This window comes from Pantoea sp. UYEF8 (genome assembly GCF_040546285.1).
GTDB classification, from domain to species: domain Bacteria; phylum Pseudomonadota; class Gammaproteobacteria; order Enterobacterales; family Enterobacteriaceae; genus Pantoea; species Pantoea brenneri.
In genome coordinates, this window is record NZ_JBEPNM010000004.1 from 41357 (window position 1) to 62934 (window position 21578).

Here is a 21578-nt window from a genome sequence, read left to right on the forward strand (position 1 = left end):
CAGTTGGCCGCCCGCGCCGGTTATTTCGCTGTGAAGCAGTCTCTGCTGTGGGTGCAGAGCGCTGAAGACACCGGGCTTTTTGAGGCTTAATCCAGACGGCACAAGGGCTGCAGGCCGGTTGACCGTGCGGCAGAATAGATTTCACACGATATACTTTTTCACTCTGCTATTCGTCGATAGGGGTACGGTGAGTCATGAAGCAGGATGAAATCGTGTTGTCCGATATTGCACGTCTGGTTTTTGGTCAGAATCCTCCCACGTTTCTGCTGGAGGTGATTGGGCGCGCAGTGATCTGCTTTGTCCTGATTATTATCGCATTGCGTCTGCTGGGTCGTCGCGTCGCCTCGCAATATACGCTGTTCGAACTGTCAGCGGTGGTCACCCTGGCGGGGACCATGGGCGTCCCGTTGCTGGATGACAAGCGCGGGCTGTTGCCGCCATTGGTGATCATTGCCAGCCTGCTGGCGTTGCAGCATCTTGCCGGCCATCTCAGCATGCGCTCCCGCCGGTTCGATCGTCTGCTGGCGGGTAGCGAACGGGTGGTGCTGGATGAAGGTCGACTGAAGCTGGAGACGCTGCGCGCCACCGTGCTGTCGCGCGAAAAACTGTTCTCACTGCTGCGCGGTCGTGGCGTTCAGCATCTGGGGCAACTCAGCCGGGTATACATTGAGCCTTCCGGTGCATTAACCCTGGTGTGGAGCGATACCCCGCGTCCCGGTCTGGCGATTGCGCCCCGCGGCGATGACGCCCTGATTGCGGCGATGGCAACCGATGAGCATCAGGTCTGCTTTTCCTGCGGTAACCTGGCGGACCGCAATACGCCCGCCGATAGCGCCTGCCACTGTTGCCACGCGCACCACTGGCTCCCCGCCTCAACCTCGCTGGAGGACTAACAATGCGTGACCTTATGCACCGCTGGCTAATCGGTGAAGCGCCCTGGACCTTTGCCGGTGAGGTGCTGCTGCGTTTTTTGTTCATCTATCTGGTTTTACTGCTGGTGCTGCGGCTGATGGGCCGTCGCTTTGCCGGTCAGTTAAGCATTATCGATCTGGCGATAATGATCATGTTGGGTGCCGCGATTGGTGCGCCCTTGCAGACGCCTGAAAAGGGCATTCTGACCACCATCGTGTTGCTGATTACGCTGCTTGGCTGTTTTCGCCTGCTCTCCTGGAGCACCTTTTTCTCGCATCGGCTCGAAGTGCTGACCCAGGGCGATGCCACGTTGCTGGTGATGGATGGACGACTGGCGCTGGAGCATCTGCACCACGCTGAATTTTCGCGCGATCGGGCATTCTCGGAACTGCGTTCAATGGGCGTTCAGCATTTGGGTGAGGTCCGGCGCGCCTGGCTGGAACCGTCTGGCCGGGTCAGCCTGTTGCTCTATCAACAGCCGCGTAGCGGACTGTGGCTGCTGCCTGAACAGAATGAGACCTTCAACCAGCATATAGCGGTGGATGGCTGTTTCGCCTGTGGTCACTGCGGTTACGTGGTGCAGAGTGAGCAGCAGCCTGACCAGCAGTGTGACTACTGCGGCCAGCGGGCGTGGCGTCAGGCCGTGAAGCGGCTCGGGGTGGAGAAAATCTACCACCCGCATCAGAAGGAGCATCCGCGCGAAGCCGGTGAATAGAAGCCGGTGAATAAAGGAAAAAAGAGGAACTGCAGGCAAAAAGAACCCCAGCAAGCATACTGCGAATCGTATTTTCAATAATAATATTGAATGCTTATATAACAACAAGTTAAAATATGATGGTGCATTTTTTACTTGCAGATTACTGTGCATTATTACAGTATTATTTATCCTTTTTGTATGTTCAGGTCCCCCTGTAGGCCCCCCTGACAATCCATAGCGAGTAACCAAGAAATGGCTTTCTATAGCATAGAGAAACGGAAGACCTCCACAGGAGAGATCAGATACCGCTGCACAGTTGGTGTTAAAAATAAGCGCAGGTAAAAAAAGAAGACGTTCGCCAGGCAGTCGGACGCCAAAAACTGGGGCGTCAACCTGCCTTTTGGCCTTTCAGTGTATCCGGTAGGCCAGTAAGACATTTTATATGCCGTTACTCACAACCAACGCTGCGTAGCGCTATTTTGAAAATTTGCTGGCAACCGGCTTTGCTGCATCTGGTTTAGCGTCCTTCTTTTAGCAAATTTTTAGGGACTGATTCGGATTCATTTTTACCGCCAGGTATTAACTTTTTTCCGAGCGTCGTCATGGTCGTCAACTTAATTTTCCCTTGTTGAAACTAATAAAAGCGATGGTGCCAGGTGATTAGCAGGTTGCGCCCCCTTGAAGGGTACGGTGTGGGCCGAGCACCCACCCTTTATCGCCGCATCTTTTTTCTAAATACCGGAAATAAGCGACAGCGCGAATTTTCGTTTCTGGGCTGTAAACATGTTTACTTTCTGCAAAAGGAAATATTTTCTGTGCGTTAGAGTGCGCGAGATTTTGCGTTCAAACGACAAAATCTTTTGCTCCTTCCACTACAAAACAAACCTTCCGCCACCAACCATTAACAGATCGATATGGTTCGCCATTGAGTTATCATTAGCTAAATTGTTAACATTAGCTTTTCAACGTAGGTAGTTTTAATGAATAGGCTTAATTATGTTCAAATGGATTTCCAATAAACTCTTCAAGCAACCCTCAGCAGTAAGCAAAAATCGCCGCTTTACTGAAGGAGAGGTGAAGGTTATTAAGATCGCTCATGAAGTCGTACTATCCCAGCTTTTGCTCTGTACATCTGTTACCGAACGCGGCTTAATTGCAAATCGCGAAGTAGTTACTCCGTGGGTCGTTGGCTACATGGTTGGAACACTCGATTATGCGAGTCGTCAGATTCTGAATGAACCACATACAGATTTTGATATCGTTGCTCTGTTCATTGAGTCTCATTTTTCACCAAAGCAAGAGAAAACAGCCTTCGCAATATTTATCGCGGCTCAGGATGCCATGAAAACAGGTAGTGATCCGTTTATGTCCGGTGCTCATTATATTGAAGGTGCGAAAGCGGGTTATCAGCAATTTGATGATGAAGTTAAATCATCTACATATATGCCACTGGTTGAAGCTCTGATGAATTCTGGCTATCCGAAAAATAGAGCCGCTTAACGCTTTATATCGGCTGCTGTATTTTTATGATGGCAGCCATCAGCACTACGGCTTAAAATTTGCCAGTTGGCATCGGTGTCTTAATCTTCCTTAGCCGCCAGGATTCCGCTAGTGGCGTGGTGTCGAATAACTACGACACAGTCTGAAATCGCCACCGCTTTAGCTGAACGGTCATCAATAGAAACCACCAGCGCACCGGCCGGAAGAAATTTTAAATGATGATTACGTGAGCAATATTGTGTAGTAGAACGCCCTGCCACGCTTGATTATCAGGCACAAGAACTCTTCAGGGATGTTCTTTCACCTGCCACCCACTTTGTTATGAACCTCAATGCGGATACACAATACCTGAAACCAGGCCAGATTTTTCATGTTTGTTATTCTCGGCTTGCTATTACCTTAATATTAAAAGGCCCAGCATAGGGCCTTTCTCAGTTCCGGTTATCCATTTCTAAGCGTACATCCAGCATTGCCATGCAGCCATCAATGAACTCTTCGGCCATCTGAAAGTTTATCTGGATCATCTCCTGCGATAGCTTCAGCTTTCTGCCCGGCGTCCACTTTCCGATGTCTTTGAGTTAGTCTAACTGCAAAGCGTGTTCGTCAGGATGCTTTTGCATCAGTCTGTTTATATGAAGGTATCAATGATAAGCGCATCGTTCTCTGTTCAGATTCAGATTCAGATTCAGATTCAGATTCAGATTCAGATTCAGATTCAGATGATGCCACTGGCTCTTTCGGGGAGTAACCCTTTGTTTTAGATAAAAAGAACCCCAGCAAGCATACTGGGGTTTGGTACTTGCAAACATCACGTCAATGATCGGCGTGCTGCGCGGCAAAATCGGAAGTGATTCAGGCCACCCGGACGGTGCTCATCTGCATCACGCTTTTCATCGCCTCCACCACATCGCCATCAACGCAATAGCGGCTGAACTCATCGGTTTCGGCTTCAGAACACATGGAAACACCCGCTTTGCGGTAGCGCATCGGCGAAGCGATCAATCGGCTTGCCGAGCTATGGACTTCACGTATTCCCATGTCGAGGAACTTTTGCAGGTTACTCAGACGAACACCGGCACCTGCCATAATGATAGGACCCGTGCTCACTTCATTAAGTTCCTTCAGCAGTGCAATTCCATTCTCCGCGCTCTGCTGCTGCCCTGAAGTCAGAATGCGGGCTACGCCAAGATCGGTCAACTCCTCCAGCGTGCGTTTCGGACTATGGCAGAGGTCGAAGGCTCGGTGGAAGGTCACCGCCAGGCCATCGCACAGCGCCATGATTTGCCGCATCTGCCCACGATGGACGTGCGCATCTTCGTCGAGCATGCCGATTACCAGGCCCGGAAAGCCGAGTTCGCGAATCAGGGCTACGTCAGATTTCATCGCCTCGAATTCACGTGCGGTATAGCAAAAGTCGCCGCCGCGCGGCCGGACGATGGGATGAACCGGAATTGAAACTTCACGCCGGGCAGCATTCAGCATGCCGGCGGACGGGGTTAAGCCCCCTTCACGTGGCGCGGCACAGAGTTCAACCCGATCGGCGCCGGCCTGCTGCGCGGTCACTGCGCAATCCACGCCATAGCAGCAAATTTCCAGTGTGGTCATTCTCTTCTCCTTTACATGACTCTGGTTCAAGGCAGATTCATCAGTTAGTCTGGCTGCTGGAATGAGTTTACCGGGAAAGTTAACTATGGCATTCAATTTCGACCAACGGATAGACCGTCGTCACAGCGATAGCCTTAAATGGAACAAATATGCGGACCAGGACATTCTGCCGTTGTGGGTGGCAGATACCGATTTTCGATCGCCTGATTGTGTCATCGAAGCGATAAAAGCCCGTGCCGAACATGGCATTTTTGGTTATGGCGATAAGCCCACTGGTTTTATCGACAGCGCCGTGGAGTGGCTGGCCTCGCGCTATAACTGGCACGTTAATCCCGAGTGGATTGTGGTACTGCCGGGCGTGGTGTGCGGGTTAAATCTGGCAGTACGGGCATTCACCGCGCCGGATCAACTGACCATCGCCCCCACGCCAATCTATCCGCCCTTCCGTAGCGCGGCAAAACTGGCGGAGCGCGGGCAACTGAATCTGCCGCTGAGCCTGCAACAGGGACGCTGGCTGCTGGATCTGGCGGCGGCCGACGGTCAGATGACCGGTAAAGAGCGGCTGCTGATGCTGTGTAACCCACAGAATCCGGGCGGAACGGTCTACCGCCATGACGAACTGCAGGCGCAGCTGGAATTTGCCCGGCAGCATGACCTGATTGTCTGTTCCGATGAAATCCACAGTGATTTGCTGCTGGAGCCCGGCGTACAGCATATTCCGTTTGCCAGCCTGAGCGAAGAGGCCGCCCAGCGCTCTGTTACGCTGATGTCGCCATCCAAGAGCTTTAACATCGCCGGTCTGGGTGCCTCGATGGCGATCATCCCCAACGCTGAACTGCGCGCCCGCTTTAATAAGATGAGACGGGGCATTGTGCCCGATGTCGATATTCTGGCCTTAGCGGCGGCAGAAGCCGCCTGGCGCGACGGCAGCGCCTGGCTCAGCGCGCAGAATGCCTACCTGCGCAGCAACCGTGACTGGCTGGTGTCGCAGGTCAACAAGCTGCCCGGCTTATCCCTGATCGCACCGGAGGCGAGCTACCTCGCCTGGATCGATGCGCGCGGTCTCGGGGTAGCCAGTCCGGCGCTCTACTTTGAAAAACATGGGCTGGGACTGTCAGCAGGACGCGAATTTGGCAATGACCAGTTTGTCCGTCTTAACTTTGGCTGTACCCGCGCCCTGCTGGATGAAGCGGTCGCCCGACTGCAGCGCGCCGTTGCCGCCCGGCCTTAGTCCTGCTCGCTGGCGACAATCTCTTCCAGTCGCCATGGATGAAATTTAATCGTTGTCTGCCCATCCGTCACCGCCAGGGTCGGATTGGGCAGACGCTCATTTTCGCCCTGTGGCGAGCTGGTCTTGAACGAAATCCCCGGCTGCGTCAGCGCCTCATCCGATAATAACGCCATGGCACGCACGCCCAGCGTCTGATGATCGCCGCGCAACACCACCTCGACATGCTCCCATCCCTCATGACGGTAACGCTTCTCGCCCGGCCACGGCAGTTCGACCACATCCAGCGCCCAGCCCGCCACCTGCAACGGTTGATGCAGTTTAAACAGGCAAATTGGCCGGCCATTAATCATCGCCTGAGAAAACTGGGTGCCAATCTGCTGCAGCCCTTGCTGCCAGCGCACTGCGGTCGCGTCCTGATGACAACGCACTGCAATGTGATCGGCTTCAAGATCGTTAAGGCATAAACCCAGTCGCTGGGCAAAATTTTGCAACGATTCTTCAAAACGTTGCAAATCTGTCTTTAAATCGTCCAATTCAGCGGGAAAAGGTCTGGTCACAACGGTAAATCCTCTCGATTTGTTTAATCTTTTTTAACATTAGAACCTGTTGCCTGCTCTGCCCTGAGCGCCACAAAATGATCAGATTCATCTTATTTAGCCCATTATTTCCGGCAAAAGCGTATAAGAACAGCTTTCAATTCGGATTAATCCCCTCTTTAGGTCCATGAGTTAATTGATGAAAGTGACCTAAACATATGATTTTAATCACCTTCTTTAATACAATAAGATAACTCTTATTTGATAGTGAAACAATTGCAGCCACCCCCTGTTTCTTATAAATTTGACCTAACACAACCAAAAGGAATGGCTCTATGTCTATGCTCATCGTTGTCGCTGTCCTGATCGCACTGATGGGATTTGCAATTTCCCGCCATTGGAAGGTGCGTGAAGATAAAAGCGTCAAGAACCCTCGCCGTCACCTGCGACGTCGTTAACGCCACAGGGAAACATCTTCGGCTCTGTTTCCCCGCTTCATCCAACTGCTGACGCCCACTGACATTTCACGTATACTTTTCCCCTCATTTTTTTCCATTTTGTCTGCGCCCTCCACTGCTGTCGCGCCATTGCGCAGTGCTGCCAGGCAAGATGATGACGGCTCGGATCCAGTGATTCGGGCGTTGTTCAGCACATGAAGGTAACCCGGTGAATATTCAGTCTCTTCTTTCCGCAAAAGTCAGTCAGGCAATGGTTTTAGCCGGCGCTCCCGCCGATTGCGAACCGCAGGTTCGTCAGTCCGCCAGGGTCCAGTTTGGTGATTATCAGGCCAACGGTATTATGGCCGTGGCGAAAAAGCTGGGGCAAGCACCGCGACAATTAGCGGAAGCAGTGATCCAGCATCTCGACCTGACCGGCATCGCCAGTAAAGTTGAAATTGCCGGACCGGGCTTCATTAACATTTTCCTCGATCACCAGTGGCTGGCGACCCATGCGCGTGAAGCGCTGAGCCTGCCGCGCCTCGGTGTACAGCAGGTTGAACTGCAGACCATCGTGGTCGATTACTCTGCACCCAACGTGGCCAAAGAGATGCACGTCGGCCACGTGCGCTCCACCATTATTGGCGATGCCGCGGTCCGGACGCTGGAGTTTCTCGGCCATCGGGTGATTCGCGCCAACCACGTCGGCGACTGGGGCACACAGTTTGGTATGCTGATCGCCTTCCTTGAGAAGCAGCAGAACGAGCATCACGCTGAAATGGCGCTGGCCGATCTGGAAGCGTTCTACCGCGAAGCCAAGCGTACCTACGATGAAGACCCGGCGTTTGCCGAGCGCGCACGCAGCTACGTGGTCAAACTGCAGGGCGGCGACGAATATTGCCGTCAGATGTGGAAAAAGCTGGTCGACATCACCATGAGTCAGAACCAGAAAATTTATGACCGCATGAATGTCACCCTGACGCGTAAAGATGTGATGGGTGAAAGCCTCTACAACGATATGCTGCCAGGCATTGTCGCTGACCTGAAGCAAAAAGGGTTAGCGGTAGAAAGTGAAGGCGCTACCGTGGTGTTCCTGGATGAGTTCCAGAACAAAGAAGGCGAACCGATGGGCGTGATCATCCAGAAAAAGGATGGCGGCTATCTCTATACCACCACCGACATCGCCTGTGCCAAATACCGTTATGAAACCCTGAAAGCCGATCGGGTGCTCTACTACATCGATTCACGTCAGCATCAGCATCTGATGCAGGCCTGGACCATCGTGCGCAAAGCCGGTTATGTTCCGGAGTCAGTACCGCTGGAGCACCACGCCTTCGGCATGATGCTGGGCAAAGATGGTCGTCCTTTCAAAACCCGCAGCGGCGGCACCATCAAGCTGGCCGATCTGCTTGATGAAGCCTATCAGCGCGCCTATAACCTGGTTCGTGAAAAGAACCCGGAGATGAGTGAAGAGGAAGTGAAAACGCTGGCGGAAGTCGTCGGCATCAGTGCCGTGAAGTACGCTGACCTGTCAAAAAGCCGCACCACCGATTACATCTTTGACTGGGATAACATGCTGGCATTTGAAGGCAATACCGCGCCTTACATGCAGTACGCTTACACCCGTGTGCTGTCGGTATTCCGTAAAGCGGGCATTGATGCCGCAGCGCTGGACGCAGAGATTGTGATCAGCGAAGAGCGTGAAGCGCAACTGGCAACCCGCCTGTTGCAGTTCGAAGAGGTGATCACCCAGGTTGCGCGTGACGGCACGCCACACGTGATGTGCGCCTATCTGTACGATCTGGCGGGTCTGTTCTCCGGTTTCTACGAGCACTGCCCGATCCTGACCGCCGAATCGGACGCTACCCGCCTGAGCCGACTGCAGCTGGCGGCGCTGACCGCGAAGACGCTGAAACAGGGTCTGGATACGCTGGGTATCGATACCGTCGAACGCATGTAAACCGCCTGCGGCGCTGCGGCAGACGATAACCGTTGCCTCAGCGCCGTGCGCCAGCCTGACAGCGTCCTTTCCCGGCGATTCAGGACGCTGCCGCCGATCGGCAGGATGACGCAATGAGTATGCCCGCGCACCTTATCAACACCCATCTCCCCAGCATTGAGCAACTGCAATGTTTCCTCGCGGTGGTCCATGAACTTAACTTTCGCCGGGCGGCAGAACGCCTGCGGATGACCCAGCCGCCATTAACCCGGCAGATCCAGTGTCTCGAAGCGGTGCTGGAACAGCAGTTATTTCACCGAACCACCCACGATGTCAGCCTGACCGATGCCGGACGTAACCTTATGGTGAAGGCTGACGCTATCCTCAGACAACTCAGCGAACTGAAAACCGAGGCCGCCATGACGCCGGGCCGTTTACGCATTGGCCTGACGCGGACGCTTAATTTCGACTTTATTGAGGCAGTCAGGGCTCAGCTCAGCCAACTGAAGATAGAGGATGAGATCGAAACGCCCGATCTAAGCTCGGCGCAACTGCTGCAGTGCCTGGCAAAAAACCGGCTGGATCTGATTATCACCGGCGAGAAAGGGCCGGATGCAGACCAGTCGGCAAACTATGGGTGGATCTGTCGCGAACCGCTGCGGGTGGCGCTGCCAGCGCTGCACCCGGCCAGCCTGCAATCACAGGTTGCGCTGGACGATCTGGCTGACCTGCCGCTGTTCTGGTTCCCGCGTAGTGCCAATCCGCTGTTTTACGATAAGTGTGAACGCTACTTTTCGCAGTTGCGGGTCACGTTTAAACGGGTCAAAGAGCCTGACGATTCGCTGGTGATGCTGTCACACATCGCCCGGGGCAAAGGCTTCGCGTTGCTGCCCCAGTCAAAATGCACCTTCAATCAGCAAGGCCTCTGTTATCGGGAACTGACCGATTCTGCCGCCCAGCAGTTAAATATCGATCTGTATGCGGTAATCCGCGCGGATGAAACGCGCCAGGCCGTGCGGGACGCCCAGGCCTTATTGTGTCGCCCGCTGCAACCGGAATAAGTCATCGCTGGCTGCCATAAAGCATCACTGCGGCCGATAAACCTGGCCAGAATGATGCCGCTTTCGCTTACTTTTCAAACTATTACGCCACGTAAATCTGCCCTGCTACGCCATCAATCCCACCTGTCCCTAACGCTGTTGCCAGCTGGCTGATACCTTTACTGAATAACCAAAATGCGAATTCATTAACGGAAAGCGCGGTGGAATAATCGGGTCAACTTATCAGGAGGCATGATGAAAACCCGAACTCTCACGCAGGATTTGAACGTCAGTGCAATTGGCTATGGTGCAATGGGACTGAGTGAATTTTATGGCAAGACCGACGACAGCAGCGCGCTGCAACTGCTTAATTCTCTCATCGATCTGGATATCAATTTTATCGACACCGCAGACCTGTATGGCCGCGGCCACAATGAGCAGCTAATCGGCGAGTTTCTTGCCCGGCTGGATACGCGCAGCCGGCAGCAGATAAAGGTCGCCACCAAATGCGGTATTGAGCGTGCTGCCGATCAGGCCTATGCCCGCGTCATCAATAATCAGCCCGATTACCTCATTCAGTGCTGCAACGCTTCGCTGAAAAGGCTGGGCGTCGAGCAGATCGATCTGTTTTACCTTCATCGCGTCAGCGAGTCCACGCCCATCGAGCACAGCATGGACTGTCTCAGCCAGCTGGTTAAGCAAGGGAAGATTCGACATGTCGGTCTGTGTGAAGTGTCAGCAGCCACCCTACAGCGAGCACATGCGGTTCATCCGGTCGCCGTGTTGCAGACAGAATATTCTTTATGGACCCGGGATATTGAAGCGGAGATCCTGCCGATGGTGAAAAAACTCGACATCGGACTGGTGCCCTACTCTCCGCTCGGCCGCGGTTTTCTGACCGGCAAATACCTTAACAACAGCGACTTTGCCGCAGACGACTTCCGTAAAAATAATGACCGCTTCCAGCAGGCCAGCCTCGATCATAACGCGCAGTTGCTGGAGGTTGTGCGGCCGCTAAGCCAGAAGTATCAATGTACGGTGGGTCAGATTGCGCTGGCGTGGCTGCTGGCGCAGTATCAAAGAATTGTGCCAATTCCTGGCACCAAACGGCTGGCTTATCTGACGGAAAATGCGGAGGCCAGTGAAGTGGTACTGGAGGCGGCTGATGTCGCGTTACTGAACCAGATTCATCAGCAGGTGGAGATTAAAGGCGGCAGGTATTCGGCCGAAGGGATGAAAGGCGTCAATGCCTGATACGCCTCATCCCGTCGCTACTGGTAATTCACCATCACTGCGCTGCTGACGACCCGCAAGCCCGGCGGCAGCGCGCCGCTGCCGGCAAAACCAAACACCATATGCAGCGTTTCATCGGCGCTGAGATGTGCCAGGCCACGGGTGGTGCCGCTGGCGCCTTCCAGCGTAGTACAGCGTTGCGCGCCGCACAGCCGCACTTCCAGCCCGGACGGGGCCGGTTTGCTCAGTTGATAACGCCAGTTAACCACGCTGATCACGCCGCTAAGGTTAGCCGGTGCCGTCAGCGGCTGGCTGCGTTGCCAGCTGCCGCGGTTGGCCAGCAGCGGACCACTGGCGCTGGCCTGCCACGCACCACCGGCCGCCTGAGCCAGCAGCGGCAGCATTAATCCCAACGCCATCATCCAGCGCATTATTTGCCTCCGATGGTGGCGGTCATGCGAATCTGACGGTTGTCGCTCAGTTCGAGGTTAGACAGCACCACCAGCTGCGGCAGATTGCGACGCAGGAAGCGGGCCAGCAAGGCACGTAGCGGATGATTGACCAGCAGCACCGGCGGTGCGCCGAGCATTTCCTGACGCTGCAACGCCGCCTGCGCCTGGCTTAACAGCCGATCGGCCAGACCTGGCTCCAGTCCACCACCGCCCTGCAACGCCTGCAGCAGCAAGCGTTCCAGCGTGGCATCCAGTCCGATCACCTGCACTTCATCATTGCCGGGGAACCACTGCTGAGTAATGGCGCGACCCAGCGCCACGCGCACCACGCTGGTCAGCTCCTGCGGATCGCTCTGTACCGGCGCATGCTCGGCCAGAGTTTCGATGATGGTGCGCATATCGCGAATCGACACCCGCTCCACCAGCAGGTTTTGCAGCACCTTGTGCAGCGTGGTCAGGCTGATCACGCCCGGCACCAGATCTTCGGTCAGCTTCGGCATCTCCTGGGTCACGCGATCCAGCAATTGCTGCGCTTCCTGACGGCCAAACAGCTCGCTGGCGTATTGCCCAATCAGGTGATTCAGGTGCGTTGCCACCACGGTACTGGCTTCAACCACGGTAAAGCCCTGGATTTGCGCCTGTTCTTTGAGCGCGCTGTCAATCCAGACGGCCGCCAGCCCGAACGCCGGATCGACGGTTGCTTCACCCGGCAGACTGCCCGCTGCGGTGCCCGGGTTAATCGCCATCCAGCGGCCCGGGTAGGCATCGCCGCTGCCGATTTCGACCCCTTTCATCAGAATACGGTAGCGCGCCGGCGGCAGTTCCATGTTGTCACGGATATGCACCACCGGCGGCAGGAAGCCGACATCCTGCGCCACCTTTTTACGGATACTGCGGATACGGCCCAGCAGCTCACCATTTTGCAGATGATCGACCATCGGAATCAGGCGGTAACCTACTTCCATCCCCAGCGTATCTTCCAGTTGCACATCGGTCCAGGAGGCTTCTGCGCTGGCCGGTGTTTCCGGGGTTTTAGTCAGGCTGCCCGGCGTCGCTTCCATCTTCTTGTTCGGCTGCATTTCCCGACCGCGCAGCCACCAGGCCAGACCGAGTAAGGCAGCGGTAAACAGCAGGAAGACGAAGTTTGGCATGCCGGGTACCAGCCCGAGCAGGCCGATGACGCCGGCACTCAGCATCAGCACGCGCGGATCTTTGAACAGCTGGGTTACCATCTGCTCGCCCACGTCCTGATCGGTCGCCACACGCGTAACGATTACGCCCGCGGCGGTGGAGATCACCAGCGCCGGGATCTGCGCCACCAGACCATCACCGATGGTCAGCAGGGTATAGGTTTCCGCCGCGTGCCCCACGTCCATACCGTGCTGCACCACGCCGACCAGCAGGCCGCCGATGACGTTGATCACCATGATCATGATACCGGCGATGGCATCGCCGCGGACGAACTTACTGGCACCGTCCATTGAGCCGTAGAAGTCCGCTTCCTGGGTCACTTCTGAACGGCGACGTTTGGCTTCATCTTCGCCGATTAAACCGGCGTTAAGGTCGGCGTCGATCGCCATCTGCTTGCCGGGCATCCCGTCAAGCACAAAGCGCGCGCCCACTTCGGCGATACGGCCAGCACCCTTGGTGATAACCATAAAGTTGATGATGACCAGGATGATGAACACCACGATACCGATAGCGAAGTTGCCGCCGACCAGGAAGTGGCCAAAGGCCTCAACCACCTGACCTGCTGCTGCCGCGCCGGTATGCCCTTCCATCAGAATAATACGGGTCGAGGCGACGTTCAGCGCCAGACGCAGCAAGGTAGAGAACAGCAGAATGGTCGGGAATGCCGCAAACTCCAGGGTACGCTGGGTGAACATCGCCACCAGCAGCACCATGATCGACAGCGCAATGTTAAAGGTGAACAGCAGATCGAGGATGAACGGCGGTAACGGCAGCACCATCATCGACAGGATCATCAGGATCAGTACCGGACCCGCCAGCACCTGCCACTGCATATCTTTAAAGTTGCCCGGTAAACGTAGTTTTGCGGCCAGGTTATTAGCCATCGTTTTTGCTCTCTCCTGCAAAGTCCATCTCTGCCGGGACCGGCAGGTTTTTCGGTTTGGCTGGGATCAGGCCGCCTTCGCGCTTCCAGCGGCGCGACTGCCAGACCCAGGCCAGCACTTCCGCCACGGCCGCATAGAGCGCGCCCGGAATGTGCTGTCCAATTTCAGTGTGTCGGTATAGCGCACGCGCCAGCGGCGGTGCTTCCAGAACCGGAATGCGGTGTTCCGCACCCAGTTCACGAATTCTCAGGGCGATTTCGCCCGCGCCCTTGGCAATCACCTTCGGTGCGCTCATCTTCTTCTCGTTGTACTGCAGCGCCACTGAATAGTGCGTCGGGTTAGTGACGATCACGTCGGCTTTGGGCACATCGGCCATCATCCGGCGGCGGGCCGCGGCGCGCATCTGCTGGCGGATACGCCCTTTGACGTGCGGGTCGCCCTCCTGCTGTTTGTGTTCGTCGCGGATTTCCTGACGCGACATGCGCAGCTTTTTGTAATAGCTGTAGAGCTGCCAGAAAACGTCGTAACCGACCATCGGCACCAGCCCCAGCATCACCAGGGTGCAGCAGATGGCAATCATATCCATGCCGTGCACCAGCGCGTTGATCGGAGATTCGCTGATCAACCGCAGCATCTCCGGCCAGTGGATCCAGATGTACCAGCAGGCAACACAGCCCACCAGCACGGTCTTGAGGATGCCTTTGAACAGCTCCGTCCAGGCCTGGGCGGCAAACATTCGCTTGAAACCGGCCAGCGGGCTGAGCTTGGTAAAATCGACTTTGATCGATTTGCCGCTGATCACAATACCGCCCAGCAGCATCGGCGCAGCAATCGCCACCAGCACCAGTCCGCCCATCAGCGGCAGCAGCGCCATTAACGCCTGGCCGATCAGGCTGCCGATATGGCTGATGATGATTTTATCGTCGGTCACCATGCCGTGATCGAAACGCAGACCGGTGGCCACCATGCCCGCCAGACGGTGCGCCATCATGGTGCCGCCCATCCACAGAATCATGATGCCGGCCAGCAGCATCAGTAATGAGGTCAGTTCGCGCGAACGCGGGATCTGCCCATCTTCCCGCGCCTTTTCAAGTCGGTGCGCGGTGGGCGATTCTGTTTTGTCCTCGTCGCTTTCTTCAGCCACGACAAACCTCGGTTGGCAGGAATTCTGAGCATAGAATGCCAAAACTGGCTGGGGTTAAAGCGCAGATAAGACGGGAAAAACAGGCGTTCTTTGGCGGATGAGTTTAATAAAGCAGAGCGGGCCCACCGTCTGGTGGCCCGGTGAGAGAAAGGGACGGCAACGCAGCCCGCCAGCCCGCAGGCTGACGGTCGCGATTAAAACCCTAAGCTATCCAGCAGGTCATCAACCTGATCCTGGTTCGCTACCACGCCCGGTGCATCGGTGTGGATCTGCGGACCGTTCAGCAGGCTGGTGCCTTCCTGACGCTTCTCGGCACTGACTTCCGGCATGTTTTCCAGCAGCACCATTAACAGCTGGCGCTCAATTTCCTGGATAACATCCATCATGCGTTTGATCACCTGACCGGTCAGGTCCTGGAAATCCTGCGCCATCATGATTTCAAGCAACTGCTTGTTGGTAAAGGACGTATGATCCGGCACGGCAGCAAGGTATTCGCGAGTATCCGTCACCAACTCACGCGCATCGGCCAGTTCAATTGGGTTTTCAAACCATTGGTCCCAACGCCCTTTCAGCTGGGTTGCCCCGGCTTCCATCTTATCCTGATGCGGTTGTGCCGCTTCAACGCAGTTCAACGCACGGTCGGCGGCCTGCGCCGTCATCTGCACCACATAATCCAGACGATCGCGGGCATCGGGAATGGCTTCAGCCGCATCGGCAATGGCTTTATCCAGCCCCAGCTCACGCAGGCTATCGCGCAGCATACGCGTCAGAGAGCCGATGCGGGTAATGATGTCGTGTGCCGAGGCATCCTCAGTTGGTTTCGGAAGGTCGCTCATCACATCTCCTTACATGCCCAGTTTTTCGAAAATTTTGCCCAGTTTTTCTTCCAGCGTGGCGGCAGTAAATGGCTTCACTACGTATCCACTGGCGCCGGCCTGAGCGGCAGCAATAATGTTTTCTTTTTTCGCTTCCGCGGTCACCATCAATACCGGCAGGCTGCTCATCGCAGCATCGGCACGGATGGTTTGCAGCAGCTGCAGGCCATCCATGTTCGGCATGTTCCAGTCGGAAATGACGAAGTCAAAACCACCTGCTTTCAGCTTTGACAGCGCGTCCACGCCGTCTTCTGCTTCTTCTACGTTATTGAAGCCCAGCTCTTTCAGCAGGTTACGTACAATACGACGCATCGTATTGAAGTCGTCTACTACCAAAAAGCGCATGTTTTTATCAGCCATATCTACTCCTGTGTTATCTCGCCCGGCAGGACGGGCCTGTTAAATACGCAATGCCTGTCCGGCGCTAATTTTCGCCAGCATGTGCTGGCTGATGTTGCTTAAATCCACCACTTCGCTCACGCCGCCTGTGGCAATCGCCTCACGCGGCATGCCAAATACCACACAGCTGGCTTCGTTCTGGGCAATCGTCCAGGCGCCGGCCCGATGCATTTCCAGCATCCCGGCCGCGCCGTCGTTGCCCATGCCGGTGAGGATCACACCGACCGCATTTCGTCCGGCGTTGATCGCTACCGATTTGAACAGCACATCCACTGAAGGCTTATGCCGGTTAACCGGTGGCCCTTCATTCAGTTTCACCACATAGTTGGCCCCGCTACGGCCCAGCTCCATGTGCATCGCACCTGGCGCGATGTAAGCGTGTCCCGGCAGAATACGTTCACCGTCTTCCGCTTCTTTCACCGTGATCTGACACAGTTTGTTCAGACGCTCGGCGAAGGAGCGGGTAAAACCTGGCGGCATATGCTGGGTAATCAGCAGCGCCGGACTGGTGGCAGGCAGCGGCTGCAGCACATGGCGAATCGCCTCGGTGCCGCCGGTAGAGGAGCCAATCGCAATCAACTTCTCGCTACTCAGCAGCGGACCCGCCTTCAGCGCGACCGGCACCGGCATCGCCGCCCGGTTGTGCAGTCGGGCGCGCGCCGCCGCACGAATTTTGTCGCCAATCATCTGGCTGTACGCCAGCATCCCTTCACGGATGCCGAGCTGCGGCTTGGTGACGAAGTCCACCGCCCCCAGCTCCAGCGCCCGCAGGGTAATTTCCGAGCCTTTGCCGGTCAGCGAAGAGACCATCACTACCGGCATCGGCCGTAAACGCATCAGTTTTTCGAGGAAGTCGAGGCCATCCATGCGCGGCATTTCCACATCCAGCGTCAGCACCTGCGGATTAAACTGCTTAATCAGATCGCGGGCGACTAACGGATCGGGCGCCGTAGCGACCATCTCCATATCCGGATGGCTATTGATGATTTCCGTCATCAGTTGCCGCATCAGCGCAGAGTCATCTACGCACATCACGGTGATTTTGCTCATCATCTTTCCTTCGTCAGTCCATAGACGGTTTGTCCGCGCAGCCAGAACTCTTTACTGATCTGACTGAAGTTCTCTGAGTGACCGGCAAACAGGATGCCGCCGGGCTTGAGCAGCGGAACAAACCGACGCAGAATTTTCTCCTGCGTCTCTTTATCGAAATAGATCATCACATTGCGGCAGAAAATGGCGTCGAACTGGCCCGGCAGCGCCCAGTCATTGGCCAGCAGATTGAGCTGGGCAAAGCTGACCATGCTGGCCAGTTCAGAACGCACCCGCACCATCCCGGCGTGAGGACCGGTGCCGCGCAGGAAGAAGCGTTGCAGCTGCGCCGGTGACAGCGTGCGCAATTCCTCCTGGCGATAGACGCCGGCCACCGCTTTCTCCAGCACCTGGGTGTCGATATCGCTGGCGTGGACCTGGAACTTACCCGGTCCGGTACCCAGCGTTTCGGCCAGCGTCATGGCAATCGAGTAAGGCTCTTCACCGGTTGACGCGGCGGTACTCCAGACGCTGAAATTTCCCTGACGCTTACGGGCATGCTCCGCGAGAATTGGAAAGTGATGCGCCTCGCGGAAAAACGCCGTCAGGTTGGTGGTCAGGGCATTGATAAACGCCTGCCACTCTGCGCTGTTAGGATCGTGTTCCAGCAGCGCCAGGTAACGACCGAAATCATCAATATTCAGCGTACGCAGACGACGAACCAGACGGTTGTAAACCATCTCGCGCTTGTGATCGGCCAGCACGATACCGGCACGCTGATAGATCAGCTGGCTGATGCGACGGAAATGCGTATCCGAGAGCGGTAAGCGCTGCACCATTTGCGACAGCAGCGTTGTCGTCTCATTTTGCTCGAATGTCGATTTTTTCATTTCTGCACCTGGCCTGAACTAAAACACATTAATTTTCTGCTGCGATGCCCGACTGCCACAGGGTGGTCGGGCCTTCCAGGCGATTAAAAGGTTTCCCAGTTGTCGTCGCCGCGAGAGGCAGACTGACGGGCAACGGTTAACGGCGCATCCAGCTGGAGGCTTTTTGTCGCCGTTGTCTTGTTAACGGCCTGGGCGACAAATTCTTTACCAATATTGAACACTGAGACCGCTTGTTTTAAGTGGCTGGCCTGATCTTCCAGTGCCGCCGCCGCCGCAGCCGACTCTTCCACCAGTGAGGCGTTCTGTTGCGTAACCCGATCCATCTCGGTTACGGCCAGACCGACCTGATCGATCCCGCGGCTCTGCTCATCCGACGCCGAGGCGATTTCGCCCATGATGTCGGTGACGCGCGTCACCGCACTGACGATGTTGCTCATGGTGTCGCCGGCGCTCTCTACCAGCACCGAGCCGGTATTGACGCGGCTGACCGAATCTTCAATCAGACCTTTGATCTCTTTAGCGGCCTGCGCGCTGCGCTGTGCCAGGCTGCGCACCTCGCCCGCCACCACCGCAAAACCGCGACCCTGTTCACCGGCACGGGCAGCTTCCACCGCGGCGTTGAGCGCCAGGATGTTGGTCTGGAAGGCGATGCCGTCGATCACGCTGGTGATATCAGCAATCTTCTTCGAGCTACCGGCAATCTCTTTCATGGTGGTCACGACGCCATCCACCACTTTGCCACCCTGCTGGGCCGTTTCTGAGGCGTTGAGCGCCAGCTGCGACGCCTGACGGGCGTTTTCGGCGTTCTGCTTCACGGTTGCGGTCAGCTGCTCCATGCTGGCAGCGGTCTGCTCCAGCGAGGCGGCCTGCTGTTCGGTACGCGATGAGAGATCGTTATTGCCGATGGCGATTTCGCTGGCACCGGTATAAATGGCGTCAGACCCGTCGCGCACGGTACGCACGGTGCGCACCAGCTCCTGCTGCATGTACTGTAATGAGGTCAGCAACTCGCCAATTTCGTTACGCACTGAAAGATCAATCGGCTGAGTCAAATCGCCGCGCGCAATATGCTGGATATGCTCAATGCTCTGACGCAGAGGACGGATCAGTACGCTGCGCATTACGTTCCACACCAGGATAATCATCAGCAGAGTGACGGCCAGCGTCGCGATCACGATGGTGATTGAGCGGCTGTAGGCCTGTTCATTGGCCTGAACGCCCTGCTTCGACAGCACCAGGTTGTACTCCAGCCAGGCGTTGTAATCTTTCTGAAATTTGTCCTGATAACTCTGGGTCGGCTGATCGACAAAGCCCTTGAAGTTGCCGCTGTTGAAAAACACCATCAGCTCTGCCAGCGCGTCGTGGTACGCCTGGTAGTTGGCCTGCAGCGCCTTGACGTTATCGGCATTTTTGCCTTTTTCCGACAGGTTGGCATTGAACTGTTGATAGCCCAGTTCGGCCTGTTTCAGCTCCTCACCCGCCAGCGCCACCAGCTCTTTGACCGTGGCACCCGATCCCGACATCTGCGCATCCTGCAGGAAGCGAATACCGGCGCGGTTAAGGGTGTTACGCGCCTGAACCAGCGAAACCCATGAGGTGCCCATCGCCTGCTGCAGCGTGTTCAAACGCTGGTTATAAGCAAAATTTTCTTTATCTGAACTAACGGTTTTGAAAAACATTCCGCCGGAAAACAGCTGCAGCAGCGCAAACAGCGCCAGCACGCACAGCAGACCGGTCACAACACGTACACGACTAAACATACACACCTCATTGGTTGGCGATTCGCTTCTATTTATCGGCGCATCGGAGGGGAACTTTATGCACGGCGGCGGCTTTACCGCAGCCGCCGTGAGGAGAGGAGAGAAATTACGCGCGGGAGACTTTAAATACGGAGACGGCCTGGGTCAGCACGCTGGCCTGCTGCTCCAGTGCAGCAGCAGCCGCGGCGGATTGTTCAACCAGTGAGGCGTTCTGCTGGGTGACGCGATCCATCTCGGTAACCGCCTGGCCGACCTGCTCAATGCCACGGCTCTGCTCATCAGACGCCGAGGCGATCTCGCCCATGATGTCGGTCACGCGGGTTACCGCCCCGACGATATCGTTCATGGTGCTGCCGGCGCTTTCAACCTGCAATGAGCCGCTGTTGACGCGCGCCACCGAATCTTCGATCAACCCTTTGATCTCTTTAGCTGCCTGAGCACTGCGCTGCGCCAGGTTACGCACTTCACCGGCCACCACCGCAAAACCGCGACCCTGCTCACCGGCCCGGGCGGCTTCCACCGCGGCGTTGAGCGCCAGGATGTTGGTCTGGAAGGCGATGCCGTCAATCACGCTGATGATGTCGGCAATCTTCTTCAAACTGCCGGCGATCTCTTTCATGGTGCTGACCACGCCATCAACCACTTTGCCACCCTGCTGAGCGGTTTCTGACGCGGTCAGCGCCAGCTGTGATGCCTGACGTGCATTGTCTGCGTTCTGTTTCACCGTGGCGGTCAGCTGCTCCATGCTGGCGGCGGTCTGCTCCAGTGAGGCGGCCTGCTCTTCGGTACGGGCGGAGAGATCGTTATTGCCGGCGGCGATCTCACTGGCACCGGTAAAGATGGCGTCAGATCCGTCACGCACGTTGCTGACGGTCATCACCAGAGACTGCTGCATTTCCTGAATGCCGGCCGCCAGCTGGCTCATTTCATTGCGTCCTTCCACGACGATCGGCTGCGTCAGATCGCCAGAGGCGATCGCGCGGATCTGCGCCAGCAGCTGTTGCAGCGGCTGAATCAGCACCTGACGCAGGCCAAACCAGCAGGCGACGATCACCACCAGCACCGATACGGCAATTACGCCCAGCAGCCACATCATCTGGGTAAAGGCCTGCTGGTTCTGTTCGATTCCCTGCTCAGCCAGTGCGGTCTGACGGGCGCGCCACTCACCGTAGCTGCCCTGCATCGCCACCTGTTTCTGTTCAATATTCTGTTTGAACATCCCTTCCAGATCGCGCGCCTGCAGACTTTTAATCATCTCTTTCAGGCCGCTGTCGTAGCGGGCGTAATCAGCTTCCAGCCGGTCGCGCAGCGACACCTCCATGCCTGCGGTGCCCGGCAGATTGTAATAAACCTGGAAGTGACGATCGGCTTCGGCTAACTGTGCGTTAGCTTTGTTCATCAGATCGTCGAGCTGACCGCCGTTCATCTGTGAAGCCATGCTGGTTTGCAGTCGCAGCATGGCGCGGTTCAGCGTGGTCCGGCTGTTGTTTAACGAAATATAGGCGTCGGTCATCGCCGTGACGTTACGATTGGCGACTTGCGACAGGGCAAACGCCGCTTTGTCGGTGTTCAGCGCTGACCAGAACAGGCTGCCAGACAGCAGCTGGAGCGCGCCAAAGATCACCAGTACCGCGATCAGACTGGTCACCACTTTTATTCTTTTTAACATCTTGTTCCCCTGCAGGTTGATTAAGGTGCAGCGGCTATATCGGCGGCCAGTCGCGATGTGTTAACGCTTTTCGCCGCTTTTCAGCGACAATCGGCTTTTGTAATTAATGATATTGCGGCAGGACGGTGGGTTTGGCTTTAGTCAGGCTGGCGGGA

The 21578-nt window shown here is 56.1% G+C and carries 20 protein-coding genes; 8 read left to right on the plus strand and 12 right to left on the minus strand.

Annotated elements, in window-relative coordinates; genetic code table 11:
* Window positions 1-194 precede the first annotated feature (194 nt).
* From ABIB18_RS09180 to ABIB18_RS09190, 3 genes are all read left to right on the plus strand, one after another.
* Entirely contained in the window at window positions 195-893 is a 699-nt protein-coding gene (locus ABIB18_RS09180) for a DUF421 domain-containing protein (RefSeq protein WP_159223688.1), read from the plus strand.
* Window positions 894-895: 2 nt separating this feature from the next.
* On the plus strand, window positions 896-1627 hold the full coding sequence (locus ABIB18_RS09185) for a DUF421 domain-containing protein (protein ID WP_089562022.1): 732 nt from the start codon (window positions 896-898) through the stop codon (window positions 1625-1627).
* 978 nt (window positions 1628-2605) lie between these two features.
* Window positions 2606-3109: a hypothetical protein gene (locus ABIB18_RS09190; protein WP_354474017.1), complete on the plus strand. Its 504-nt coding sequence runs from the start codon at window positions 2606-2608 to the stop codon at window positions 3107-3109.
* Window positions 3110-3540: 431 nt separating this feature from the next.
* On the opposite strand, the gene ABIB18_RS09195 is transcribed toward ABIB18_RS09190, so the two are convergent.
* Window positions 3541-3633, minus strand: a complete 93-nt coding sequence (locus ABIB18_RS09195; protein WP_354474018.1) for a hypothetical protein — start codon at window positions 3631-3633, stop codon at window positions 3541-3543.
* A 328-nt stretch (window positions 3634-3961) separates the two neighbouring features.
* Complete coding sequence (cutC, locus tag ABIB18_RS09200) at window positions 3962-4714, minus strand: copper homeostasis protein CutC (protein WP_046288268.1); 753 nt, start codon at window positions 4712-4714, stop codon at window positions 3962-3964.
* Between the two features lie 85 nt (window positions 4715-4799).
* On the opposite strand from cutC, the gene ABIB18_RS09205 reads away from it, so the two are divergent.
* Window positions 4800-5945 (plus strand): MalY/PatB family protein, encoded by a 1146-nt coding sequence (locus tag ABIB18_RS09205; RefSeq protein WP_069728576.1) that lies wholly within the window; start codon window positions 4800-4802, stop codon window positions 5943-5945.
* On the opposite strand, the gene ABIB18_RS09210 is transcribed toward ABIB18_RS09205, so the two are convergent.
* A complete protein-coding gene (locus ABIB18_RS09210) occupies window positions 5942-6502 on the minus strand; it encodes a VOC family protein (RefSeq protein ID WP_046288266.1) in 561 nt (186 codons plus the stop codon). The genes ABIB18_RS09205 and ABIB18_RS09210 overlap by 4 nt on opposite strands.
* Before the next feature lie 314 nt (window positions 6503-6816).
* Here ABIB18_RS09210 and ABIB18_RS09215 point away from each other — a divergent pair, with 314 nt between their 5' ends.
* The 4 genes from ABIB18_RS09215 to ABIB18_RS09230 all read left to right on the plus strand — a co-directional run bounded on the left by ABIB18_RS09215 (window position 6817) and on the right by ABIB18_RS09230 (window position 11151).
* Complete coding sequence (locus ABIB18_RS09215) at window positions 6817-6939, plus strand: hypothetical protein (RefSeq protein WP_009089698.1); 123 nt, start codon at window positions 6817-6819, stop codon at window positions 6937-6939.
* Between the two features lie 208 nt (window positions 6940-7147).
* On the plus strand, window positions 7148-8878 hold the full coding sequence (gene argS, locus ABIB18_RS09220; RefSeq protein ID WP_354474019.1) for an arginine--tRNA ligase: 1731 nt from the start codon (window positions 7148-7150) through the stop codon (window positions 8876-8878).
* Window positions 8879-8991: 113 nt separating this feature from the next.
* Window positions 8992-9918, plus strand: coding sequence for a LysR family transcriptional regulator (locus ABIB18_RS09225; protein ID WP_354474020.1), 927 nt, complete (start codon window positions 8992-8994; stop codon window positions 9916-9918).
* 234 nt (window positions 9919-10152) lie between these two features.
* On the plus strand, window positions 10153-11151 hold the full coding sequence (locus ABIB18_RS09230; RefSeq protein ID WP_354474163.1) for an aldo/keto reductase: 999 nt from the start codon (window positions 10153-10155) through the stop codon (window positions 11149-11151).
* Between the two features lie 17 nt (window positions 11152-11168).
* On the opposite strand, the gene flhE is transcribed toward ABIB18_RS09230, so the two are convergent.
* The 9 genes from flhE to ABIB18_RS09275 all read right to left on the minus strand — a co-directional run bounded on the left by flhE (window position 11169) and on the right by ABIB18_RS09275 (window position 21423).
* Window positions 11169-11561, minus strand: a complete 393-nt coding sequence (gene flhE / locus ABIB18_RS09235) for a flagellar protein FlhE (protein WP_354474021.1) — start codon at window positions 11559-11561, stop codon at window positions 11169-11171.
* Window positions 11561-13657, minus strand: coding sequence for a flagellar biosynthesis protein FlhA (flhA, locus tag ABIB18_RS09240; RefSeq protein ID WP_031376444.1), 2097 nt, complete (start codon window positions 13655-13657; stop codon window positions 11561-11563). Before flhA ends, flhE begins: the two co-directional genes overlap by 1 nt.
* Window positions 13650-14801 (minus strand): flagellar biosynthesis protein FlhB, encoded by a 1152-nt coding sequence (flhB, locus tag ABIB18_RS09245; protein ID WP_031376443.1) that lies wholly within the window; start codon window positions 14799-14801, stop codon window positions 13650-13652. Before flhB ends, flhA begins: the two co-directional genes overlap by 8 nt.
* Window positions 14802-14995: 194 nt before the next feature.
* The gene (gene cheZ, locus ABIB18_RS09250; RefSeq protein ID WP_031376442.1) at window positions 14996-15637 is read right to left on the minus strand and encodes a protein phosphatase CheZ; all 642 of its coding nucleotides are present in this window, start codon (window positions 15635-15637) and stop codon (window positions 14996-14998) included.
* A 9-nt stretch (window positions 15638-15646) separates the two neighbouring features.
* Complete coding sequence (gene cheY / locus ABIB18_RS09255; protein ID WP_046288263.1) at window positions 15647-16036, minus strand: chemotaxis response regulator CheY; 390 nt, start codon at window positions 16034-16036, stop codon at window positions 15647-15649.
* Between the two features lie 39 nt (window positions 16037-16075).
* Window positions 16076-17125, minus strand: coding sequence for a protein-glutamate methylesterase/protein-glutamine glutaminase (locus tag ABIB18_RS09260; RefSeq protein WP_031376440.1), 1050 nt, complete (start codon window positions 17123-17125; stop codon window positions 16076-16078).
* Entirely contained in the window at window positions 17125-17994 is an 870-nt protein-coding gene (gene cheR, locus ABIB18_RS09265; protein ID WP_031376439.1) for a protein-glutamate O-methyltransferase CheR, read from the minus strand. The genes ABIB18_RS09260 and cheR overlap by 1 nt, the downstream gene beginning before the upstream one ends.
* An 83-nt stretch (window positions 17995-18077) precedes the next feature.
* Complete coding sequence (locus ABIB18_RS09270) at window positions 18078-19754, minus strand: methyl-accepting chemotaxis protein (protein ID WP_089562018.1); 1677 nt, start codon at window positions 19752-19754, stop codon at window positions 18078-18080.
* A 106-nt stretch (window positions 19755-19860) separates the two neighbouring features.
* A complete protein-coding gene (locus ABIB18_RS09275) occupies window positions 19861-21423 on the minus strand; it encodes a methyl-accepting chemotaxis protein (protein WP_354474022.1) in 1563 nt (520 codons plus the stop codon).
* Window positions 21424-21578: the final 155 nt, after the last annotated feature.

Excerpts from the sequence above, each read along its gene's own strand:
- ABIB18_RS09180 (WP_159223688.1), top strand. The coding sequence starts at position 195 with ATGAAGCAGGATGAAATCGTGTTGTCCGATATTGCACGTCTGGTTTTT.
- ABIB18_RS09185 (WP_089562022.1), top strand. The coding sequence starts at position 896 with ATGCGTGACCTTATGCACCGCTGGCTAATCGGTGAAGCGCCCTGGACC.
- ABIB18_RS09190 (WP_354474017.1), top strand. The coding sequence starts at position 2,606 with ATGTTCAAATGGATTTCCAATAAACTCTTCAAGCAACCCTCAGCAGTA.
- ABIB18_RS09195 (WP_354474018.1), bottom strand. The coding sequence starts at position 3,633 with ATGATCCAGATAAACTTTCAGATGGCCGAAGAGTTCATTGATGGCTGC.
- cutC (WP_046288268.1), bottom strand. The coding sequence starts at position 4,714 with ATGACCACACTGGAAATTTGCTGCTATGGCGTGGATTGCGCAGTGACC.
- ABIB18_RS09205 (WP_069728576.1), top strand. The coding sequence starts at position 4,800 with ATGGCATTCAATTTCGACCAACGGATAGACCGTCGTCACAGCGATAGC.
- ABIB18_RS09215 (WP_009089698.1), top strand. The coding sequence starts at position 6,817 with ATGTCTATGCTCATCGTTGTCGCTGTCCTGATCGCACTGATGGGATTT.
- ABIB18_RS09225 (WP_354474020.1), top strand. The coding sequence starts at position 8,992 with ATGAGTATGCCCGCGCACCTTATCAACACCCATCTCCCCAGCATTGAG.
- ABIB18_RS09230 (WP_354474163.1), top strand. The coding sequence starts at position 10,153 with ATGAAAACCCGAACTCTCACGCAGGATTTGAACGTCAGTGCAATTGGC.
- flhE (WP_354474021.1), bottom strand. The coding sequence starts at position 11,561 with ATGCGCTGGATGATGGCGTTGGGATTAATGCTGCCGCTGCTGGCTCAG.
- flhA (WP_031376444.1), bottom strand. The coding sequence starts at position 13,657 with ATGGCTAATAACCTGGCCGCAAAACTACGTTTACCGGGCAACTTTAAA.
- cheZ (WP_031376442.1), bottom strand. The coding sequence starts at position 15,637 with ATGAGCGACCTTCCGAAACCAACTGAGGATGCCTCGGCACACGACATC.
- cheY (WP_046288263.1), bottom strand. The coding sequence starts at position 16,036 with ATGGCTGATAAAAACATGCGCTTTTTGGTAGTAGACGACTTCAATACG.
- ABIB18_RS09260 (WP_031376440.1), bottom strand. The coding sequence starts at position 17,125 with ATGAGCAAAATCACCGTGATGTGCGTAGATGACTCTGCGCTGATGCGG.
- cheR (WP_031376439.1), bottom strand. The coding sequence starts at position 17,994 with ATGAAAAAATCGACATTCGAGCAAAATGAGACGACAACGCTGCTGTCG.
- ABIB18_RS09270 (WP_089562018.1), bottom strand. The coding sequence starts at position 19,754 with ATGTTTAGTCGTGTACGTGTTGTGACCGGTCTGCTGTGCGTGCTGGCG.
- ABIB18_RS09275 (WP_354474022.1), bottom strand. The coding sequence starts at position 21,423 with ATGTTAAAAAGAATAAAAGTGGTGACCAGTCTGATCGCGGTACTGGTG.